The organism is Cyanobium sp. Alchichica 3B3-8F6 (assembly GCF_024346435.1).
In the GTDB taxonomy this organism is placed as follows: Bacteria; Cyanobacteriota; Cyanobacteriia; order PCC-6307; family Cyanobiaceae; genus Cyanobium_A.
The window spans coordinates 141,913-155,903 of sequence record NZ_JAGQCZ010000003.1 but is presented as its reverse complement, the minus strand read 5'-3'; the positions used below and the strand labels follow the sequence as shown (position 1 = coordinate 155,903).

General features: G+C 68.1%; 13 protein-coding genes and 1 pseudogene. 8 read left to right on the top strand and 6 right to left on the bottom strand.

The annotated features are described in order from the left end of the window. Positions 1-43: 43 nt before the first annotated feature. From KBY65_RS04060 to KBY65_RS04040, 5 genes and pseudogenes are all read left to right on the top strand, one after another. Positions 44-1,084: an anthranilate phosphoribosyltransferase gene (locus KBY65_RS04060; RefSeq protein ID WP_254988353.1), complete on the top strand. Its 1,041-nt coding sequence runs from the start codon at positions 44-46 to the stop codon at positions 1,082-1,084. Positions 1,085-1,246: 162 nt separating this feature from the next. Next, positions 1,247-2,563 (top strand): CmpA/NrtA family ABC transporter substrate-binding protein, encoded by a 1,317-nt coding sequence (locus KBY65_RS04055; RefSeq protein ID WP_094558914.1) that lies wholly within the window; start codon positions 1,247-1,249, stop codon positions 2,561-2,563. Between the two features lie 66 nt (positions 2,564-2,629). Then, positions 2,630-3,460 (top strand): nitrate ABC transporter permease, encoded by an 831-nt coding sequence (ntrB, locus tag KBY65_RS04050; RefSeq protein WP_094558915.1) that lies wholly within the window; start codon positions 2,630-2,632, stop codon positions 3,458-3,460. Between the two features lies 1 nt (position 3,461). Next, positions 3,462-4,262: pseudogene (locus KBY65_RS04045) on the top strand (nitrate ABC transporter ATP-binding protein); the annotation flags it as partial. A 5-nt stretch (positions 4,263-4,267) separates the two neighbouring features. Next, a complete protein-coding gene (locus KBY65_RS04040; protein WP_094558917.1) occupies positions 4,268-5,101 on the top strand; it encodes an ABC transporter ATP-binding protein in 834 nt (277 codons plus the stop codon). Positions 5,102-5,131: 30 nt separating this feature from the next. On the opposite strand, the gene KBY65_RS04035 is transcribed toward KBY65_RS04040, so the two are convergent. Beyond that, positions 5,132-7,276, bottom strand: coding sequence for a molybdopterin oxidoreductase family protein (locus tag KBY65_RS04035; RefSeq protein WP_255000604.1), 2,145 nt, complete (start codon positions 7,274-7,276; stop codon positions 5,132-5,134). Between the two features lie 32 nt (positions 7,277-7,308). Between KBY65_RS04035 and KBY65_RS04030 the strand changes: the two genes are divergently transcribed. Next, positions 7,309-7,812 (top strand): nitrate reductase associated protein, encoded by a 504-nt coding sequence (locus tag KBY65_RS04030; protein ID WP_254988308.1) that lies wholly within the window; start codon positions 7,309-7,311, stop codon positions 7,810-7,812. 18 nt (positions 7,813-7,830) lie between these two features. Here the strand turns inward: KBY65_RS04030 and cynS are convergent, their stop codons facing one another. Further along, positions 7,831-8,286: a cyanase gene (gene cynS / locus KBY65_RS04025; RefSeq protein ID WP_094558919.1), complete on the bottom strand. Its 456-nt coding sequence runs from the start codon at positions 8,284-8,286 to the stop codon at positions 7,831-7,833. Positions 8,287-8,359: 73 nt separating this feature from the next. Here cynS and KBY65_RS04020 point away from each other — a divergent pair, with 73 nt between their 5' ends. Continuing rightward, positions 8,360-8,953, top strand: coding sequence for a molybdenum cofactor guanylyltransferase (locus KBY65_RS04020; RefSeq protein WP_255000603.1), 594 nt, complete (start codon positions 8,360-8,362; stop codon positions 8,951-8,953). A 33-nt stretch (positions 8,954-8,986) separates the two neighbouring features. Here the strand turns inward: KBY65_RS04020 and KBY65_RS04015 are convergent, their stop codons facing one another. Next, positions 8,987-9,406, bottom strand: coding sequence for a nucleotidyltransferase domain-containing protein (locus KBY65_RS04015; protein ID WP_094558921.1), 420 nt, complete (start codon positions 9,404-9,406; stop codon positions 8,987-8,989). A gap of 49 nt (positions 9,407-9,455) precedes the next feature. Between KBY65_RS04015 and KBY65_RS04010 the strand changes: the two genes are divergently transcribed. Next, complete coding sequence (locus KBY65_RS04010; protein ID WP_255000602.1) at positions 9,456-10,529, top strand: GTP 3',8-cyclase MoaA; 1,074 nt, start codon at positions 9,456-9,458, stop codon at positions 10,527-10,529. Between the two features lie 61 nt (positions 10,530-10,590). On the opposite strand, the gene KBY65_RS04005 is transcribed toward KBY65_RS04010, so the two are convergent. The 3 genes from KBY65_RS04005 to moaB all read right to left on the bottom strand — a co-directional run bounded on the left by KBY65_RS04005 (position 10,591) and on the right by moaB (position 13,974). Further along, complete coding sequence (locus tag KBY65_RS04005) at positions 10,591-11,124, bottom strand: HPP family protein (RefSeq protein WP_255000601.1); 534 nt, start codon at positions 11,122-11,124, stop codon at positions 10,591-10,593. Beyond that, the gene (locus KBY65_RS04000; RefSeq protein WP_409996619.1) at positions 11,121-13,376 is read right to left on the bottom strand and encodes an FdhF/YdeP family oxidoreductase; all 2,256 of its coding nucleotides are present in this window, start codon (positions 13,374-13,376) and stop codon (positions 11,121-11,123) included. The genes KBY65_RS04005 and KBY65_RS04000 overlap by 4 nt, the downstream gene beginning before the upstream one ends. A 73-nt stretch (positions 13,377-13,449) precedes the next feature. Next, positions 13,450-13,974 carry a molybdenum cofactor biosynthesis protein B gene (gene moaB, locus KBY65_RS03995; protein WP_094558923.1) on the bottom strand — a complete coding sequence of 175 codons (525 nt, stop codon included), beginning with the start codon at positions 13,972-13,974 and terminating at the stop codon, positions 13,450-13,452. Positions 13,975-13,991 lie beyond the last annotated feature (17 nt).

Here is a 13,991-nt window from a genome sequence, read left to right as displayed (position 1 = left end):
GTCGCAACCGCTACCGAACATCAGCAGCCGCCGAGACCAACAGCTGCAGGCCCTCGGAGGGGCTCGGGCCCAGTTCCGCGAGCTGATCGGCAAGGTGGGCAGTGGCGAACACACCAGCACCGGACTCAGCCGGGACGAGGCCCGCATCGCCACAGACCTGATGCTCCAAGGCAAGGTGAGCGAAGCCCAGCTGGGTGCCTTTCTGATCGCCCACCGCATCCGCAGGCCGCTGCCCATTGAGCTGGCGGGCATGCTCGATAGCTACAGACAGAACGGCCCGGTGCTGGAAACCCCAGGCAAGCGGGCGCTCAGTTTCGGGGTGCCCTACGACGGCCGCAGCCGCACCGCACCGCTGCTGCCGCTGCTGGCGCTGCTGCTGGCCAGCAGCGGGCTGCCGGTGGTGCTGCATGGCGGTGATCCGATGCCGGTGAAATACGGCGTCACCCTGGCGGAACTGTTTGCAGCGCTCGGCATCACCTGGCGCGGGCTCACACTCACTGCTGTGCAGGAGAGGTTGGATCTGCACAACCTGGCACTCACCCACCAGCCCGACCACTTCCCGGCGGCCGAGCGCCTGGTGCCGGCCCGCGATGAAATCGGCAAGCGTCCGCCGGTGGCCAGCCTGGAACTGCTGTGGACACCCCACCGGGACCAGCATCTGTTGATCAGCGGCTTCGTGCATCCCCCCACGGAGAAGCGGGCCTGGGAAGCGCTGGAGCTGGCCGGCGAGGCCGACGTGCTCACCGTGAAGGGACTGGAGGGGTCCACCGACCTCCCCTCCAGCCGCGCCGGCATCACCGCCCGGCTGCGCCAGGGAAGCGTGGAGAGGCTGTTGCTGCACCCGCGCGACCACGGCCTCCATGGCGATGACGTGGCCTGGGAAAGCCTGGCAACCTGGCAAGCGCAGGCGCTGGCTGCGCTGACAAGCGAAGGCCCCCTGGCCGGGCCACTGCTCTGGAATCTGGGCGCTTACCTCTGGCTCAGCGATCAGATCGACAGCCTGCCCGCAGCCCTCGAGCAGGCCCGCGCCCTGCTGGCAGCCCGCAGTGGCGAGCGCCTCCGGCAGACATTGGCCAATCGGTAGCAACCGCCACTCTCCCCTGGCGGGCCGGCGTGGTGTCTTAGTTGGGTCGGTCAGCTCATGCGCCGACCTGACCTTTTGGCCGGTTCGGTGCGCTTTGTTGTGGAGCCCGACCGGAGTGCAGTTCGCCATCACTCCGGCAGCATCCACGCCGCTCCGCAACACATGTCCAATTTTTCGCGCCGCAAGTTTCTGCTCACTGCCGCTGGCTCGGCGGCCGGTGCCCTCTGGCTCGCCGCCTGTGGCGGCCCTGGCAAGAAACCTGAAATTCAAGCCACCAGCTCGGCCAGCGGCGTTGACGCTCCCGAAGTCCCAGGCGCCACCCTGGGCTTCATCGCCCTCACCGATGCCTCCCCGCTGATCATTGCCTCCGAGAAGGGTTTCTTTGCCAAACACGGCATGCCCGAAGTGAAGGTGGTGAAGCAAACCTCCTGGGCTGGCACCCGCGACAACCTGGAACTTGGCAGTGAACGGGGCGGCATTGACGGCGCTCACATCCTCACACCGATGCCCTACCTGCTCACCACAGGTTCCATCACCAAGAGCCAGAAGCCGTTGCCGATGTATATCTTGGCTCGGCTCAATGTGAATGGCCAAGGCCTCTCACTCTCCAATGAATTCCTGGCCGAGAAGGTCACCATCAAAGACCCGAAGATCAAACAAATTGCCGAGAGGAAAAAAGCCAGCGGCAAACTGCTGAAAGCCGCCATGACTTTCCCAGGTGGAACGCATGATCTATGGATGCGTTACTGGCTGGCAGCCAATGGCGTGAATCCGGCCACCGAAGCCGACCTGGTGGTGGTCCCACCAGCCCAGATGGTGGCCAACATGCAAACCGGCACCATGGACACGTTCTGCGTGGGCGAGCCCTGGAACCAGCGCACCGTAAATCAGAAGCTTGGCTATACAGGAGCCATCACCGGCGAACTCTGGAAAGACCATCCTGAAAAGGCCTTCTCGATGCGCTCCGATTGGGTGGACAAAAACCCCAAGGCGGCAAAGGCCTTGCTGATGGCCGTCCAGGAGGCCCAGATCTGGTGCGAGGACCCTGCCAATCTCGATGAACTCTGCGAGATCACCTCGAGAGACCGCTACTTCAGGTGCAGCGTGGAAGACATCAAGCCCCGACTGGCCGGCAGCTTCGACTACGGAGACGGGCGCAAGGTGGCGAACACTCCGCTGAAAATGCACTTCTGGAGTGACCAAAACTCTCACTCCTTCCCCTACAAGAGCCACGATCTTTGGTTCCTCACCGAGGACATCCGCTGGGGCTATCTGCCCGCAAACACCGACACCAAGGCCTTGATCGACCGTGTGAACCGCTCCGATCTGTGGCGTGAGGCCGCCACCGCCATCGGTCAGGCGCAGGCCATTCCCGCCAGCGATTCCCGCGGCAAGGAAACGTTCTTCGACGGCGTGGTGTTCGATCCGGCAGACCCCAAGGGCTATCTGGCCAGCCTCACCTTCAAAACCTTGAAGTAGATCGCCGGCGCCCATCGCCGGCCCACCCCATCACCCCTTCCAGCTCACGCGTTCCCCTTCCCATTGATGACCACGACGCTCAGCCCAGGACAGCGGCGCAGGCGTTCCGGCCTGCCTGCGCTCAAGCAGGCCCTGCCCTATCTCCTCTGCATCGGCGCCTTTCTACTGGCCTGGCAGATCCTCTCCGCCTTTCTCGGCCAAGCCCGTCTTCCAGGCCCGATCAACGTGATTGCGAACACCTGGGATCCCTACATCAGCCAGCCCTTCTTTGATGAGGGCGGCACCAGCAAGGGCCTGGGCTGGCAGATCCTGATCTCCCTACAACGGGTGGCTGTGGGCTATGGCCTGGCTGCCTTGGTGGGCATCGGCATTGGCGGCTTGCTCGGCCTCAACCGCTTCGCCGGCAAGGGCTTCGATCCGGTGGTGCAGGTGCTGCGCACGGTGCCGCCATTGGCGTGGTTCCCCATTTCGCTGATGGTGTTTCAGGACGCCAACACCTCGGCCATCTTCGTGATCTTCATCACGGCGATCTGGCCGATCATCATCAACACCGCTGTGGGCATCCAAGAGATCCCCCAGGACTACACCAACGTGGCCCGGGTGCTGCGCCTGAGCAAGCGGGCCTACATCCGCAACATCGTGATTCCAGCCACGGTTCCCTACGTGTTCACGGGTCTGCGGATTGCCGTGGGTCTGGCCTGGCTGGCCATCGTGGCCGCCGAGATGCTCAAGGCCGACGGTGGCATCGGCTATTTCATCTGGGATGCCTACAACGCCGGTGGCGAATCAAGCTCCAGCCAAATCATCCTGGCCATTCTCTACGTGGGGGTGGTGGGTCTGCTGCTCGACCGACTGGTGGCCTGGGTGGGCCGCAAGGTGAGCAAGGGGGCCAGCTGAGATGGCCACCGGACTGCTCACGGTTGATGCCGTCACCCAGACCTTCAACCTCGATGACGGCGGCCGATACGTGGCCCTGCAGGATGTGAATCTCGACATCCGCGCCGGCGAGTTTGTCACCCTGATCGGCCACTCCGGCTGCGGCAAGAGCACCCTGCTCAACCTGATGGCTGGCCTCAGCCAGGCCACCGAGGGCGGCATCCTGATGCATGGCCGCCAGGTCGCCGATCCGGGGCCGGAGCGGATGGTGGTGTTCCAGAACTACTCGCTGCTGCCCTGGCTCACGGTGCGCCAGAACATCGCCCTGGCGGTGGACACCGTGTACCCCAAGCTAAACCCAGCCGAGCGGCGGGAGATCGTGGAGCGCAACATCCAGCTGGTGAATCTCACCGCTGCAGCTCAGAAATTCCCAGCCGAACTCTCCGGCGGCATGAAGCAGCGAGTGGCGATCGCCCGGGCCCTGGCGATCCGGCCCACGTTGCTGCTGCTGGATGAACCGTTCGGCGCCCTCGATGCCCTCACCCGCGGCAACCTGCAGCAGCAGCTGATGCAGATCTGCCAGGAGTCGCAGCTCACCGCCGTGATGGTGACCCACGACGTGGATGAAGCCCTGCTGCTCTCCGACCGGGTGGTGTGTCTGCGCAACGGCCCGGCCGCCGGTATCGGCCGGATCGTGGACGTGCCGCTGCCACGCCCCCGCGACCGGCTGGCGGTGATGAACCATCCCGATTACTACCACCTGCGCGCCGAGCTGATCCATTTCCTGCAGGAGCAGCGCCGTCTCAAACAACAAGCCGCCGCCCACTGATGACCACCACCACCGCTGCCAGCAAAGCCAGCTCCGCCGCCACCAGCCAAGCATTTCTGGAATTCCGGGATGTGGGCCAGGTGTTCCACACCCGCCGCGGCCCCTTCGAGGCCCTGCGTGACATCAACCTGCAGGTGCGCCAGGGGGAATTCCTCTGCGTGATCGGCCATTCCGGCTGCGGCAAGAGCACCCTGCTGAACATGGTGTCGGGCTTCCTGCAGCCCAGCAGCGGGGCCGTGACCCTGGATGGCATCCCGATCGAGCGGCCCGGCCCCGATCGGATGGTGGTGTTCCAGAACTATTCCCTGCTGCCCTGGCTCACCGTGTGGCAGAACGTGGAGATGGCTGTGAAGGCCGCTCGCCCGGAGCTGGATGCCCCCAGCCGGCGCGAGGTGGTGAGCCATCACCTGGAGATGGTGGGACTGATGGAGGCCAGCAGCAAGCGACCAAGCCAGCTTTCCGGCGGCATGCGCCAACGGGTGGCGATCGCCCGAGCCCTGGCCGTGACCCCGGCGGTGCTGGTGCTGGATGAACCCTTCGGGGCGCTGGATGCGATCACCAAAGAAGAGCTGCAGGAAGAGCTGCTGGCGATCTGGCGCGAGCAGAAGCCCACGGTGCTGATGATCACCCACGACATCGATGAGGCGCTGTTCCTTGCTGATCGCATCGTGATGATGACCAACGGGCCCTCAGCCACCATCGGCGAGATCCTGGAAGTGCCCTTCGAGCGGCCCAGGAGCTACGAAGCGATCCAGGACGATCCCCGCTACGGCCAGCTGCGCAACCACGCCCTCGACTTCCTCTACCGCCGCTTCGCCCACGAGTTGGACTGAGGCAGCGATCACTGGGGACAAGATCGAAATTCAGGCGGGGGCCAGCGCCACCGCTGCCCCCTTCAGTTCGGGCTGCTTGGAGATCGGGCAGCCCAACTCGTGCATCAACCGATTGGCCTCGCAGGCCAGCTCCCCCTGGGAGGCGCCCCAGTGCATGGGCAGGAACACCGTGCCCGGGCGGATGCGTGCACTGAGCTGCACCTTCACCAGCAGGGCGCCGCGGCGGGAGCGCACCTGCGCCATCCCCCCCTCCTCCAGCCCGGCCTGGGTTGCATCGTGGGGGTGCACCTCCAGCAGTGGTTCGGGGTGGGCCTTGGCCACCCGCGCCACATGGGCGGTGCGGGTCATGGTGTGCCAGTGGCCCAGCAACCGGCCCACGGTGAGCACCAAGGGATAGGCGGCATCGGGGGGTTCGGCCAAACCCAGCGGTGGATCGGCCCAGAGGCGCGCCCGGCCAGAGGGGGTGGGAAAGCGACGGCCATCGCAGCCGGTTTCGGTGTAAAGCCGCTCCTGGCCACCGCCCGGCTCCGTGCCGCCAGGAAACGGCCATTGCTGGGGGCCGTGGTCGGCCAGGAGCTGGTGGCTGAGGCCACTGCTGTCGCACAGTCGGCCGGCGGTGAGCGCCACGAATTCGGCATACACCTCGGCCGCCGTGCCGTAGTTGAACTGCTCCACAAAACCGAGCCGCCGGCCCAGCTCGGCAAAGATCGCCCAGTCGGGGCGAGCCTCACCCGGGGGCTCGCGAAAGGCGCGGCAGAGGGTGACGCGGCGCTCGGAATTCACCATCACCCCCTCCTTTTCGCTCCACTGGGCAGCCGGCAACACCAGGTGGGCCACCGCCTCGGTTTCGGTGCCGGCGTAGGCCTCGCTGAGCACCACCAGCGGGCAGCTGGCCACCGCCGCCCGCACCCGATCGAGGCTGGGCAGGCTCACCAGCGGGTTGGTGGCCGCCACCCACCAGAGGTCGAGCTCGCCCCGCTCCATCGCCTCGATCTGCTGCCACACCGCCAGGCCGGGCTCGGGCACGATCGATCCGGGCGCGACACCCCAATGGCGCTCCACCTCAGCGCGGTGCTCCGGATCGCTCACAGTGCGGTAACCGGGCAGCAGCTGGGCCAGGCCACCCACCTCGCGGCCGCCCATGGCGTTGGGTTGGCCGGTGAGCGAGAAGGGTCCAGCGCCGGGCCGGCCGATCTGGCCGCTCACCAGGTGCAGATTGCAGATCGCCGCCACGGTGGCGGTGCCCTCGCGGCTCTGGTTCACCCCCATCGACCACAAACTCAGCGCGGCTGCGGCCTCACACCACCAATCGGCCAGCTGGCGCAGATCCGCTTTGGCGATGCCGCACACCGCCGCCGCCCGGGCCGGCTCCCAGGCCCGCCAGAGCGTCTCCAGCTCGGTGAAGCCCTCGGTGTGGACCGCCACGAAGGCCTGGTCCACGCCACCCCGCTGCAGCAGCAGGTGGCCCAGCCCGCAGAGCAGGGCCAGGTCGGTGCCCGGGGCGATCGCCAGGTGCAGATCGGCGGCGTCGCTGGCGGCGGTGGCGCGCGGATCCACCACCACCAGCCGCGGCCCGGCCCCCTTGCGCCGGCGCTTGAGCAGCCGCTGGAACAACACCGGATGGCACTCGGCCGTGTTGGTGCCGATCAGCAGCACCAGGTCGGCCAGGTCGAGGTCGTCGTAGCAGCAAGGCGGACCATCGGAGCCGAGGCTGCGGGCGTAGCCCGCCACCGCCGAACTCATGCACAGCCGCGAGTTGGCATCGAAGTTGTTGCTGCCCAGGGCACCCTTGAGCAGCTTGTTGGCCGCGTAGTAGTCCTCGCAGAGAAACTGGCCGGAGCCGTAGATCGCCAGCGCCTGGGGCCCCTTGCTGGCCAGGGTGGCCTGGATGCGCTCCACCAGCAGGCTGAAGGCCCGCTCCCAGCTGATCGCCTCGAAGGGCTGGTCGGTGCGGGCGCGCCAGAGGGGCGTGGTGAGCCGGTTGTGGTGCAGGGTTTCGCCAACGGTGGCGCCCTTCACGCACACCTGGCCCAGGGACGAGGGGTGGTGGCGGTCGCCGCGGGCGGTGCAACTGCCGCCGGGTTCGGCTGGCGCTTTGAGCTCCAGGCCGCAGCCCACGCCGCAGTAGGGGCACTGGGCCCGGGCGACTGGGCTGGCGGAGGAGTCAGTTGCCATGGGGCCATTGGACCAAGGCGGAGCGTCCGATGATGGTGGCGGTTGTTACCGCGATTCCCCTGAGCTCCCCCCTGGCCAGCGCCTGCTTCGGCTTCGAGGCCGACTTCACCGCCGACCTGCGCTGCATCCCGATGGCGGTGCGGCGCAAGCTGGATCTGGCCGGCGTGAAGCTCAAGCTGCAGCACTGGAGTGAGCTGGGCGAAACCGAGCGCCAGGAGCTGCTGGCCTGGGCCGACGATGCCGCCGCCATCGAGGCGCTGCATGCGCACCTGCTGGCGCGCACCGCCGGTCTCAGCGCCGGCCAGGCCAAGGAGCTGCCGCGTCCCAGCGGGGAGCCCTGGCAGCAAAGCGAGGAGCTGCCCGCAGTGCTGGCCGCCTCCTGCACCCAGCTGGGTCTCGGGGTGCGGGCCGGCGACTGGGCAGAGCTCACCGAGCTGCAACGCTTCGCCCTGGTGAAACTCAGCCACCCCGGCCACGAACACCGCAACCTGCAGCGGGCGCTGGCCGAGTTCGGGTTGCTGGCTGAGGCGCGCTGAACAGTGGCGCCCTGAGCCTCACCACTTGCGATAAGGCAGAAACTTGCCGTTCATGGTCACCACCACCCGATCGCCCTTGGGGTCCTCCTGCTTGGCGACGGTGAGGCTGAAGTCGATCGCCGACATGATGCCGTCGCCGAACTGCTCCTGAATCACGTCTTTGAGCGGCAGGCCGTAAACCTGGAGGATCTCGTAGAAGCGATAGAGCAGCGGATCGGTGGGGATCACCGGATCGAGGGCCCCTTTGATGGGATAGGTGATGAGGGCCTCCAGCAAGGCTGAGCGCTCGGGCTCGCTCACCTGCAGAGCCTCCAGCAGGGCCTGGGCCTGATCGGCGGAAGCCGTGGCCTGGCCGTAGAGCAGGCTGGCCGTCCAGACCTCGTCCTGACCCAGGCGAGCACCGAGGTCGGCGAAGCTGAGACCGCTGCGGCGCTTGGCGTCGAGAAGAGCCGTGGTGTGGGGAGGCAGAGCCATGGAGCGATCGAAGGAGCGGCGGGACCCTATGGGGGAACGGCGACCTGCCTGGCAGCCGTTGTTACAGGGGCCCTTGCGCACCTGCCTGCTGAGCGGCGGCGAGAGCCGGCGCATGGGCCGCGACAAGGCGCTGCTGCCCCACCCTGAAGGCGGCACGTGGCTTGAGCGCACCTTGCGCCTGCTGGCCCAGCTGGAGGCGCCGATCACCCTGCTGAGCCGCCATCCGGCGCACCTGGAGCTGGCCCCGCCTCCGATCACCGCCCTCGCTGAACCGCCCCCCTGGGAAGGCCCCCTGCTGGCCCTGCACCGGTTGATGCAGCGCCACCCCGACGAGCGCCTGCTGCTCTGCCCGGTGGACATGCCGGATCTCAGCCTCGCGGCCCTGCACACTCTGCTGGCGGCGGCGACTGGCGAGGCAGATCCCCCCCGACTCCACCTGGCCCATGACGGCGAGCGCCTGCAACCGCTGCTGGGCCTCTACCCGAGCAGCGCCCCAATCCGGGCTCACCTGGCCGCGGCGGTGGAGCGCGGCGAGCGGCGGCTGCAGAGCTGGCTGGCCTCGCAGCCTTACCAGGCGGTGCCGCTGGATCCTCTTGCCATCCGCAACGTGAACCGGCCGCAGGCCGATCAGCCGATCGATTCGCCCAGCGCCTCAACCACCCGCTGACATCGATCCAACTCCGCCTCCAGCAGCGCGTCTTCAGCCGGCGACATAGAGCACCCGGCCCTCACGGGCCACATCGCCGAACACGTGCCAGCGGGAGCCGCTCAGTCGTTCGGCATCGGCAACGCCCGCCACCACCAGGTCGACTCCCACTCCCAGCCGACCCAGCGCCCGATCGAAGCGCTGCCAATACGCAATTTTTTCAGCGGGAGTGAGCTGGGGCTGGCGCACGATCACCGCCAGATCCAGATCCGAATCAACTCGGGCTTCCCCACGCGCCCGCGAGCCAAAGGCGATCACCGCTTGCACATCGGGCTCAACGCACAGACGCGCTAAGGCCTCGCCACACCTCTGGGGATCCAATCCTGTGCCCAAGTCCGGCGACACCTTCAACTCCTGGGGCTTGCGCCAGGGAATGGCCGGTGGGCGGAACGGCGTGGCAGCGGAAACAACCATGCCGAAACGCTACCGCCAACATCAGGACTGCAGCCATAGCGTGGCTGCCATGGCTAGCGCCACCGACCAGCTCAACCGACCCCTCGGGGTGCTGCGGCTGTCGCTCACGGCCCGCTGCAACCTGGCCTGCCCCTACTGCCTGCCCGATGGGGTGGAACCGCCTGGCCTGCTGACGCTGGCGCAGCGCCTGGCGGTGATCGAGGCAGCGGTGAAGCTGGGGGCCCGCAGCCTGCGGCTCACCGGCGGCGAACCCTTGCTGCACAGCGGCCTGGAGGAGCTGATCGCCGCGGTGCAACAGCTACGCGCCACAGAGCCCGAAGGCCCCGGCCTGCGCGAGATCGCCCTCACCAGCAATGGCGCCCTGCTCAGCGCCGAGCGGGCCCGGGCCTTGCGCGGCGCCGGCCTCGATCGCATCACCCTGAGCCTCGATGGCACTACGGGCGCGGCAGTGGCCCGCATGGCCGGAGTCAGCAACGGCAAAGCCCTGCTGGCGAAGGTGCTGGCAGCGATCGAGCACGCCTGCGCCGCCGGCTTTGATCCGGGCCGCGGAGCGCTCAAACTCAACGCCGTAATCCAGCGCGGTGCCAATGACGACCAGCTGCTGCCCCTGGCGGCCCTGGCCCGCGAGCGGGGCCTGGAGCTGCGCCTGATCGAATTCATGGACGTGGGCAACCGCAACGGCTGGCGGCCCGAGGCGGTGCTGAGCGCCGCCGAGATGGTGGAGCGGATCAGCGCGCGCTGGCCGCTGGAGCCCCAGGGGCGCGCGGCCCACGCCACCGCCAGCCGCTGGCGCTACAAGGATCGCGAGCCAGAAGGCGGCGGCGTCCTCGCCGTGGTGGCGTCGGTGAGCGCCCCCTTCTGCGGCGACTGCAACCGCCTGCGCGTCACCGCCGACGGCATCGCCTACACCTGCCTGTTCGCCGCCCCCGGCAGCGGCCTCGACCTGCGCCCCTGGCTGCAGCCCACCAGCTCCTCAGAGGCGCTGCGCGACGTGATCGCCGGCCTCTGGAGCCGCCGGTCCGACCGCTGGAGCGAGGAACGGCAGGAGGTCTGGGCCCGCGGCACCCCCCCGGACCCAGTGGGAGCGCCCCCCCATGCGGAGATGGCCTACCTGGGTGGTTGAGATCAATGGTGGTTGAGATCAATGGTGGTTGAGATCAACCGGCCTCCACGCACCCGGAGCGTTACAGCCAGTGGTGCGGGTAGGGCAGAGCACCTTTCACCCAACGGCTGAAGACCGCGGCGATCAGCACCAGCAACAGCGAACCGCTCAGCACGGGCGTCAGCACAAATGGAGGGGCGGCCCCCAGCGCCACGCCGAGAAAAGCGAGGCCGCCGGCGGGCGGATGCAGGCAGCGCAGCTGCTGACCCAGCAGCACCGTGAGCGCCACCGCCAGGGCGATCACCAGCGGCCCCTGGCCCAGCCAGGCCACTGCCGCCACGCTCACCAACGCTCCCACCAGGTTGCCGAGCACGATGTTGCGCGGTTGGGCCAGGGGGCTGGCTGGGTAGCCAAACAGCAGCACCGAGGAGGCCCCCAGCGGCGCCGCCAGCAGCACCATGCCGCTCCAGGCACTGAGCAGGCCCAGCAGGGAGAGCGCCAGCAGCGCCCCCAACCAGGTGACCGACAAATGGCGGCCCCGAAAGCGCGGCTGGTAGTCCCGCCCGCGACGCCGCTGCTCCTCCAGCCAGGTCTGCAGCATCACGATTCGCGTCATGCTCCACGCACCAGCACCGGTACCCGCTTGAAGGCCGGGGTGCCGCTTTCGGGATCGCTCACGGCCCGCATCAGCACGTTGGCCTCCGGATAAAACATCAAAGCCGCTCCGCGGCGCACCGAGCCGGGGATCAGCTCAATCCCTTCCAGCTGGCCTGCTTCGCCCTGCACGGTCACCCATTGGTGGGCCCACAGACCACAGGCAACCAGATCCTCCGGGTTGACCAGAATCGTCTGACGGTGGGTCATGCCCCGATAGCTGTCGCCCGGTTTGTACACCACGGTGTTGTGCTGGCCGTAGCTACGGGCGGTGATCAAGCTGAGCACCAGGCCCCGCTCACAGGGGGCCAGGCCGCCGAAATGCTCCGGACTGGGCAAGGTGAGATCCGGCAGGGGCGTGGCGGCGAGTTGGGCGCGACCCGTGGCGGTGGGGAAGCGCGGCTCCTGGAACACCCGACCCGCCACCTCAAACTCCCGCTTGCTGGCATCGATGTCGGCGATCGCCCCATAGCCGGGCACGGTGCGGGCGATCAACTCGCGCACATACACGGGCTCCTGCAGGCACCGCCAGTCGATCGGCTCGCTGCCGTGCAGGCGGTGGGCCAGCTCGGCCAGGAAAGCCACCTCGCTGATCAGGTCCCCACCGCGCAGGTGGGTGCGGCCGGGCTCATTGAGCCGCACCCAGTTGTTGCCCGATTCCACCGTGGTGCGATGGGGCGTCTCGAAGCGGTTGAACACCGGCAGCAGCAAGGTCTGGCGGGCGCCGAGGCCATGGAAATGGCCGGTGTTGGGCTTTGTAGCCAGGTAGGCGATCGTGTCGATGCGGCCGAGGGCGCGCTGGGCCTGGGCGCTATCGGGATTGGCGCCGAACAGATTGCCGCCCAGGCACAACAGGGTGTCCACTTCACCCCTCTCGGCCGCCTCGATCAGGGCGCGAGTGTCGTAGCCGGGGGTGCGGCTGAGCGGCCGGCCGAGCAGCTGCTCAAGTGCCAGCCGCATCGGCTCACGCAGGTGCACCGACACCCCCATCGAGCCGAAGCCCTGCACGTTGGAATGGCCGCGGATCGGCATCGTGCCCGCCCCGGGGCGGCCCACGTTGCCCGTGAGCAGGGCGGTGTTGGCGATCGCCTGCACGTTGGCGGTGCCATTGGCGTGGTGGGTGATGCCCATCGCCCAGGCGAACACCACCGCCTTGCACGCAGCCAGCCGGGCGGCGGTGTGCTCGAGCTCCTCGCGGCTGAGGCCGCAGCAGGCACTGATCGCCTCCCAGCTGGTGGATTCGATCTGCTCAAGCAACGGCTGCCAGTCGTCAGCGTGGGCCTTCACAAACGCAAGATCGATGGCGCCGCGCTCCAGCAGCGCCTTCTGGATCCCCAGAAACACCGCCGTGTCGGAACCGGGGATCGGCTGCAGAAACAGCGAGGCGATCTCACTACCACCGCCGAGCATCGAGCGGATCGGGAAGGCGGGCGAGCCGAACTTGAGCAGCCCGGCCTCCAGCACCGGATTGATCACGATCACCGTGCCGCCGCGCTCGCGCAGGCGGATCAGCTCGTTCATCAGGCGCGGATGGTTCGCCGGCGCGTTGGAGCCCACCAGCACCACGCCATCAGCGTGCTGGAGGCTCTCCAGGTTCACCATCGAGGTGCCGCTGCCGAACACCCTGGTGAGGCCGATGGTGGAGGGGGCGTGGCAGAGGTCGGAGCAGTCGGCCAGGTTGTTGCAGCCGCGGGCCCGCAGCAGCAGCTGCAGCAGGTAGGCGGCCTCGTTGGAGGAGCGGCCGGAGCTGTAGGAAGCCACCCGCGCCGGCGCCGGCGCGTGGAAGGCCTCGGCCACCAGCGCGTGCACCTCCTCCCAGCTGATCGGCTCGTAGTGCGTGCTGCCGGCGCGATGGATCAGGGGCCGATCGAGGCGCCCCAGGCGATCGCATTCGGCGGAGCTGAGCTGCTGCAGCTCGGCCAGGCTGCGACCGGCAAACACCTCAGCGGGCACCGCTGGCTGCAGTTCTGCCTGGATCGCCTCCACACTCTTGAAACAGCGCTGCAGCGGCTCGCCCAGTTCATCGCGAAAGCCGCCGTTCTGGCCGCCGGTGCCCCAGGCGCACGACAGGCAGGCGCTCTGATGGCTGAGGGTTTGCCAGAGGCGCAGACCCGTGGGCGAGAAGGTGGCGCGGGCCCAACCATCGATCAACGGCCAGCCGCCGCCGCTGCTGCCATCCTCCAAAGCCGATGGCAGATCCGACCCCGTCGGCAAACCAGTGGCTGGCGATCCAGACTCCTCAGGCGCCATGGCCACGGATGCCGGTTTCAGTGGCACGCTAGAGAGATCAGCCCTGGCCCGCCGGCTGATCCGGCGATTCCCCCAGCCGCGGCAACAGCTGCACCAGGTTGCAGGGGCGGGTAGCGGCATCGAGCTGGGCGCAGATCAAGCGGTCCCAGGCGGTTTCCACCGCGTCCAGGGAGCCCGGCAGCACGAAGATCACCGTGCCGTTGGCCACCCCCGCCAAACAGCGGCTCTGCAAGGTGCTGGTGCCGATCGTCTCGAACGACAGCACCCGGAACAGCTCGCCGAAGCCCTCAATCGTCTTGTCCAGCAGGGGAACCACCGCCTCCGGCGTGCCGTCGCGGCCGGTGAGGCCGGTGCCGCCGCTGCTGATCACCACCTGCACCGCCTCATCGGCGATCCAGCGGCTGAGTTCGGCGCGAATGCGATAACGGTTGTCGGGCACCAGTGCCCGCTCCACCAGCCGGTGGCCGGCCGCCTGAAGCCGCGCCAGCAGGGCATCACCGGAGCGGTCGTCCGCCAGGGTGCGGGTGTCAGACACCGTGAGCAGGGCGATGGCGAGGCTCAAAGCGGATCGAACAACGC

Excerpts from the sequence above, each read along its gene's own strand:
- KBY65_RS04055 (WP_094558914.1), top strand. The coding sequence starts at position 1,247 with ATGTCCAATTTTTCGCGCCGCAAGTTTCTGCTCACTGCCGCTGGCTCG.
- ntrB (WP_094558915.1), top strand. The coding sequence starts at position 2,630 with ATGACCACGACGCTCAGCCCAGGACAGCGGCGCAGGCGTTCCGGCCTG.
- KBY65_RS04040 (WP_094558917.1), top strand. The coding sequence starts at position 4,268 with ATGACCACCACCACCGCTGCCAGCAAAGCCAGCTCCGCCGCCACCAGC.
- KBY65_RS04035 (WP_255000604.1), bottom strand. The coding sequence starts at position 7,276 with ATGGCAACTGACTCCTCCGCCAGCCCAGTCGCCCGGGCCCAGTGCCCC.
- KBY65_RS04030 (WP_254988308.1), top strand. The coding sequence starts at position 7,309 with ATGGTGGCGGTTGTTACCGCGATTCCCCTGAGCTCCCCCCTGGCCAGC.
- cynS (WP_094558919.1), bottom strand. The coding sequence starts at position 8,286 with ATGGCTCTGCCTCCCCACACCACGGCTCTTCTCGACGCCAAGCGCCGC.
- KBY65_RS04015 (WP_094558921.1), bottom strand. The coding sequence starts at position 9,406 with ATGGTTGTTTCCGCTGCCACGCCGTTCCGCCCACCGGCCATTCCCTGG.
- KBY65_RS04010 (WP_255000602.1), top strand. The coding sequence starts at position 9,456 with ATGGCTAGCGCCACCGACCAGCTCAACCGACCCCTCGGGGTGCTGCGG.
- KBY65_RS04005 (WP_255000601.1), bottom strand. The coding sequence starts at position 11,124 with ATGACGCGAATCGTGATGCTGCAGACCTGGCTGGAGGAGCAGCGGCGT.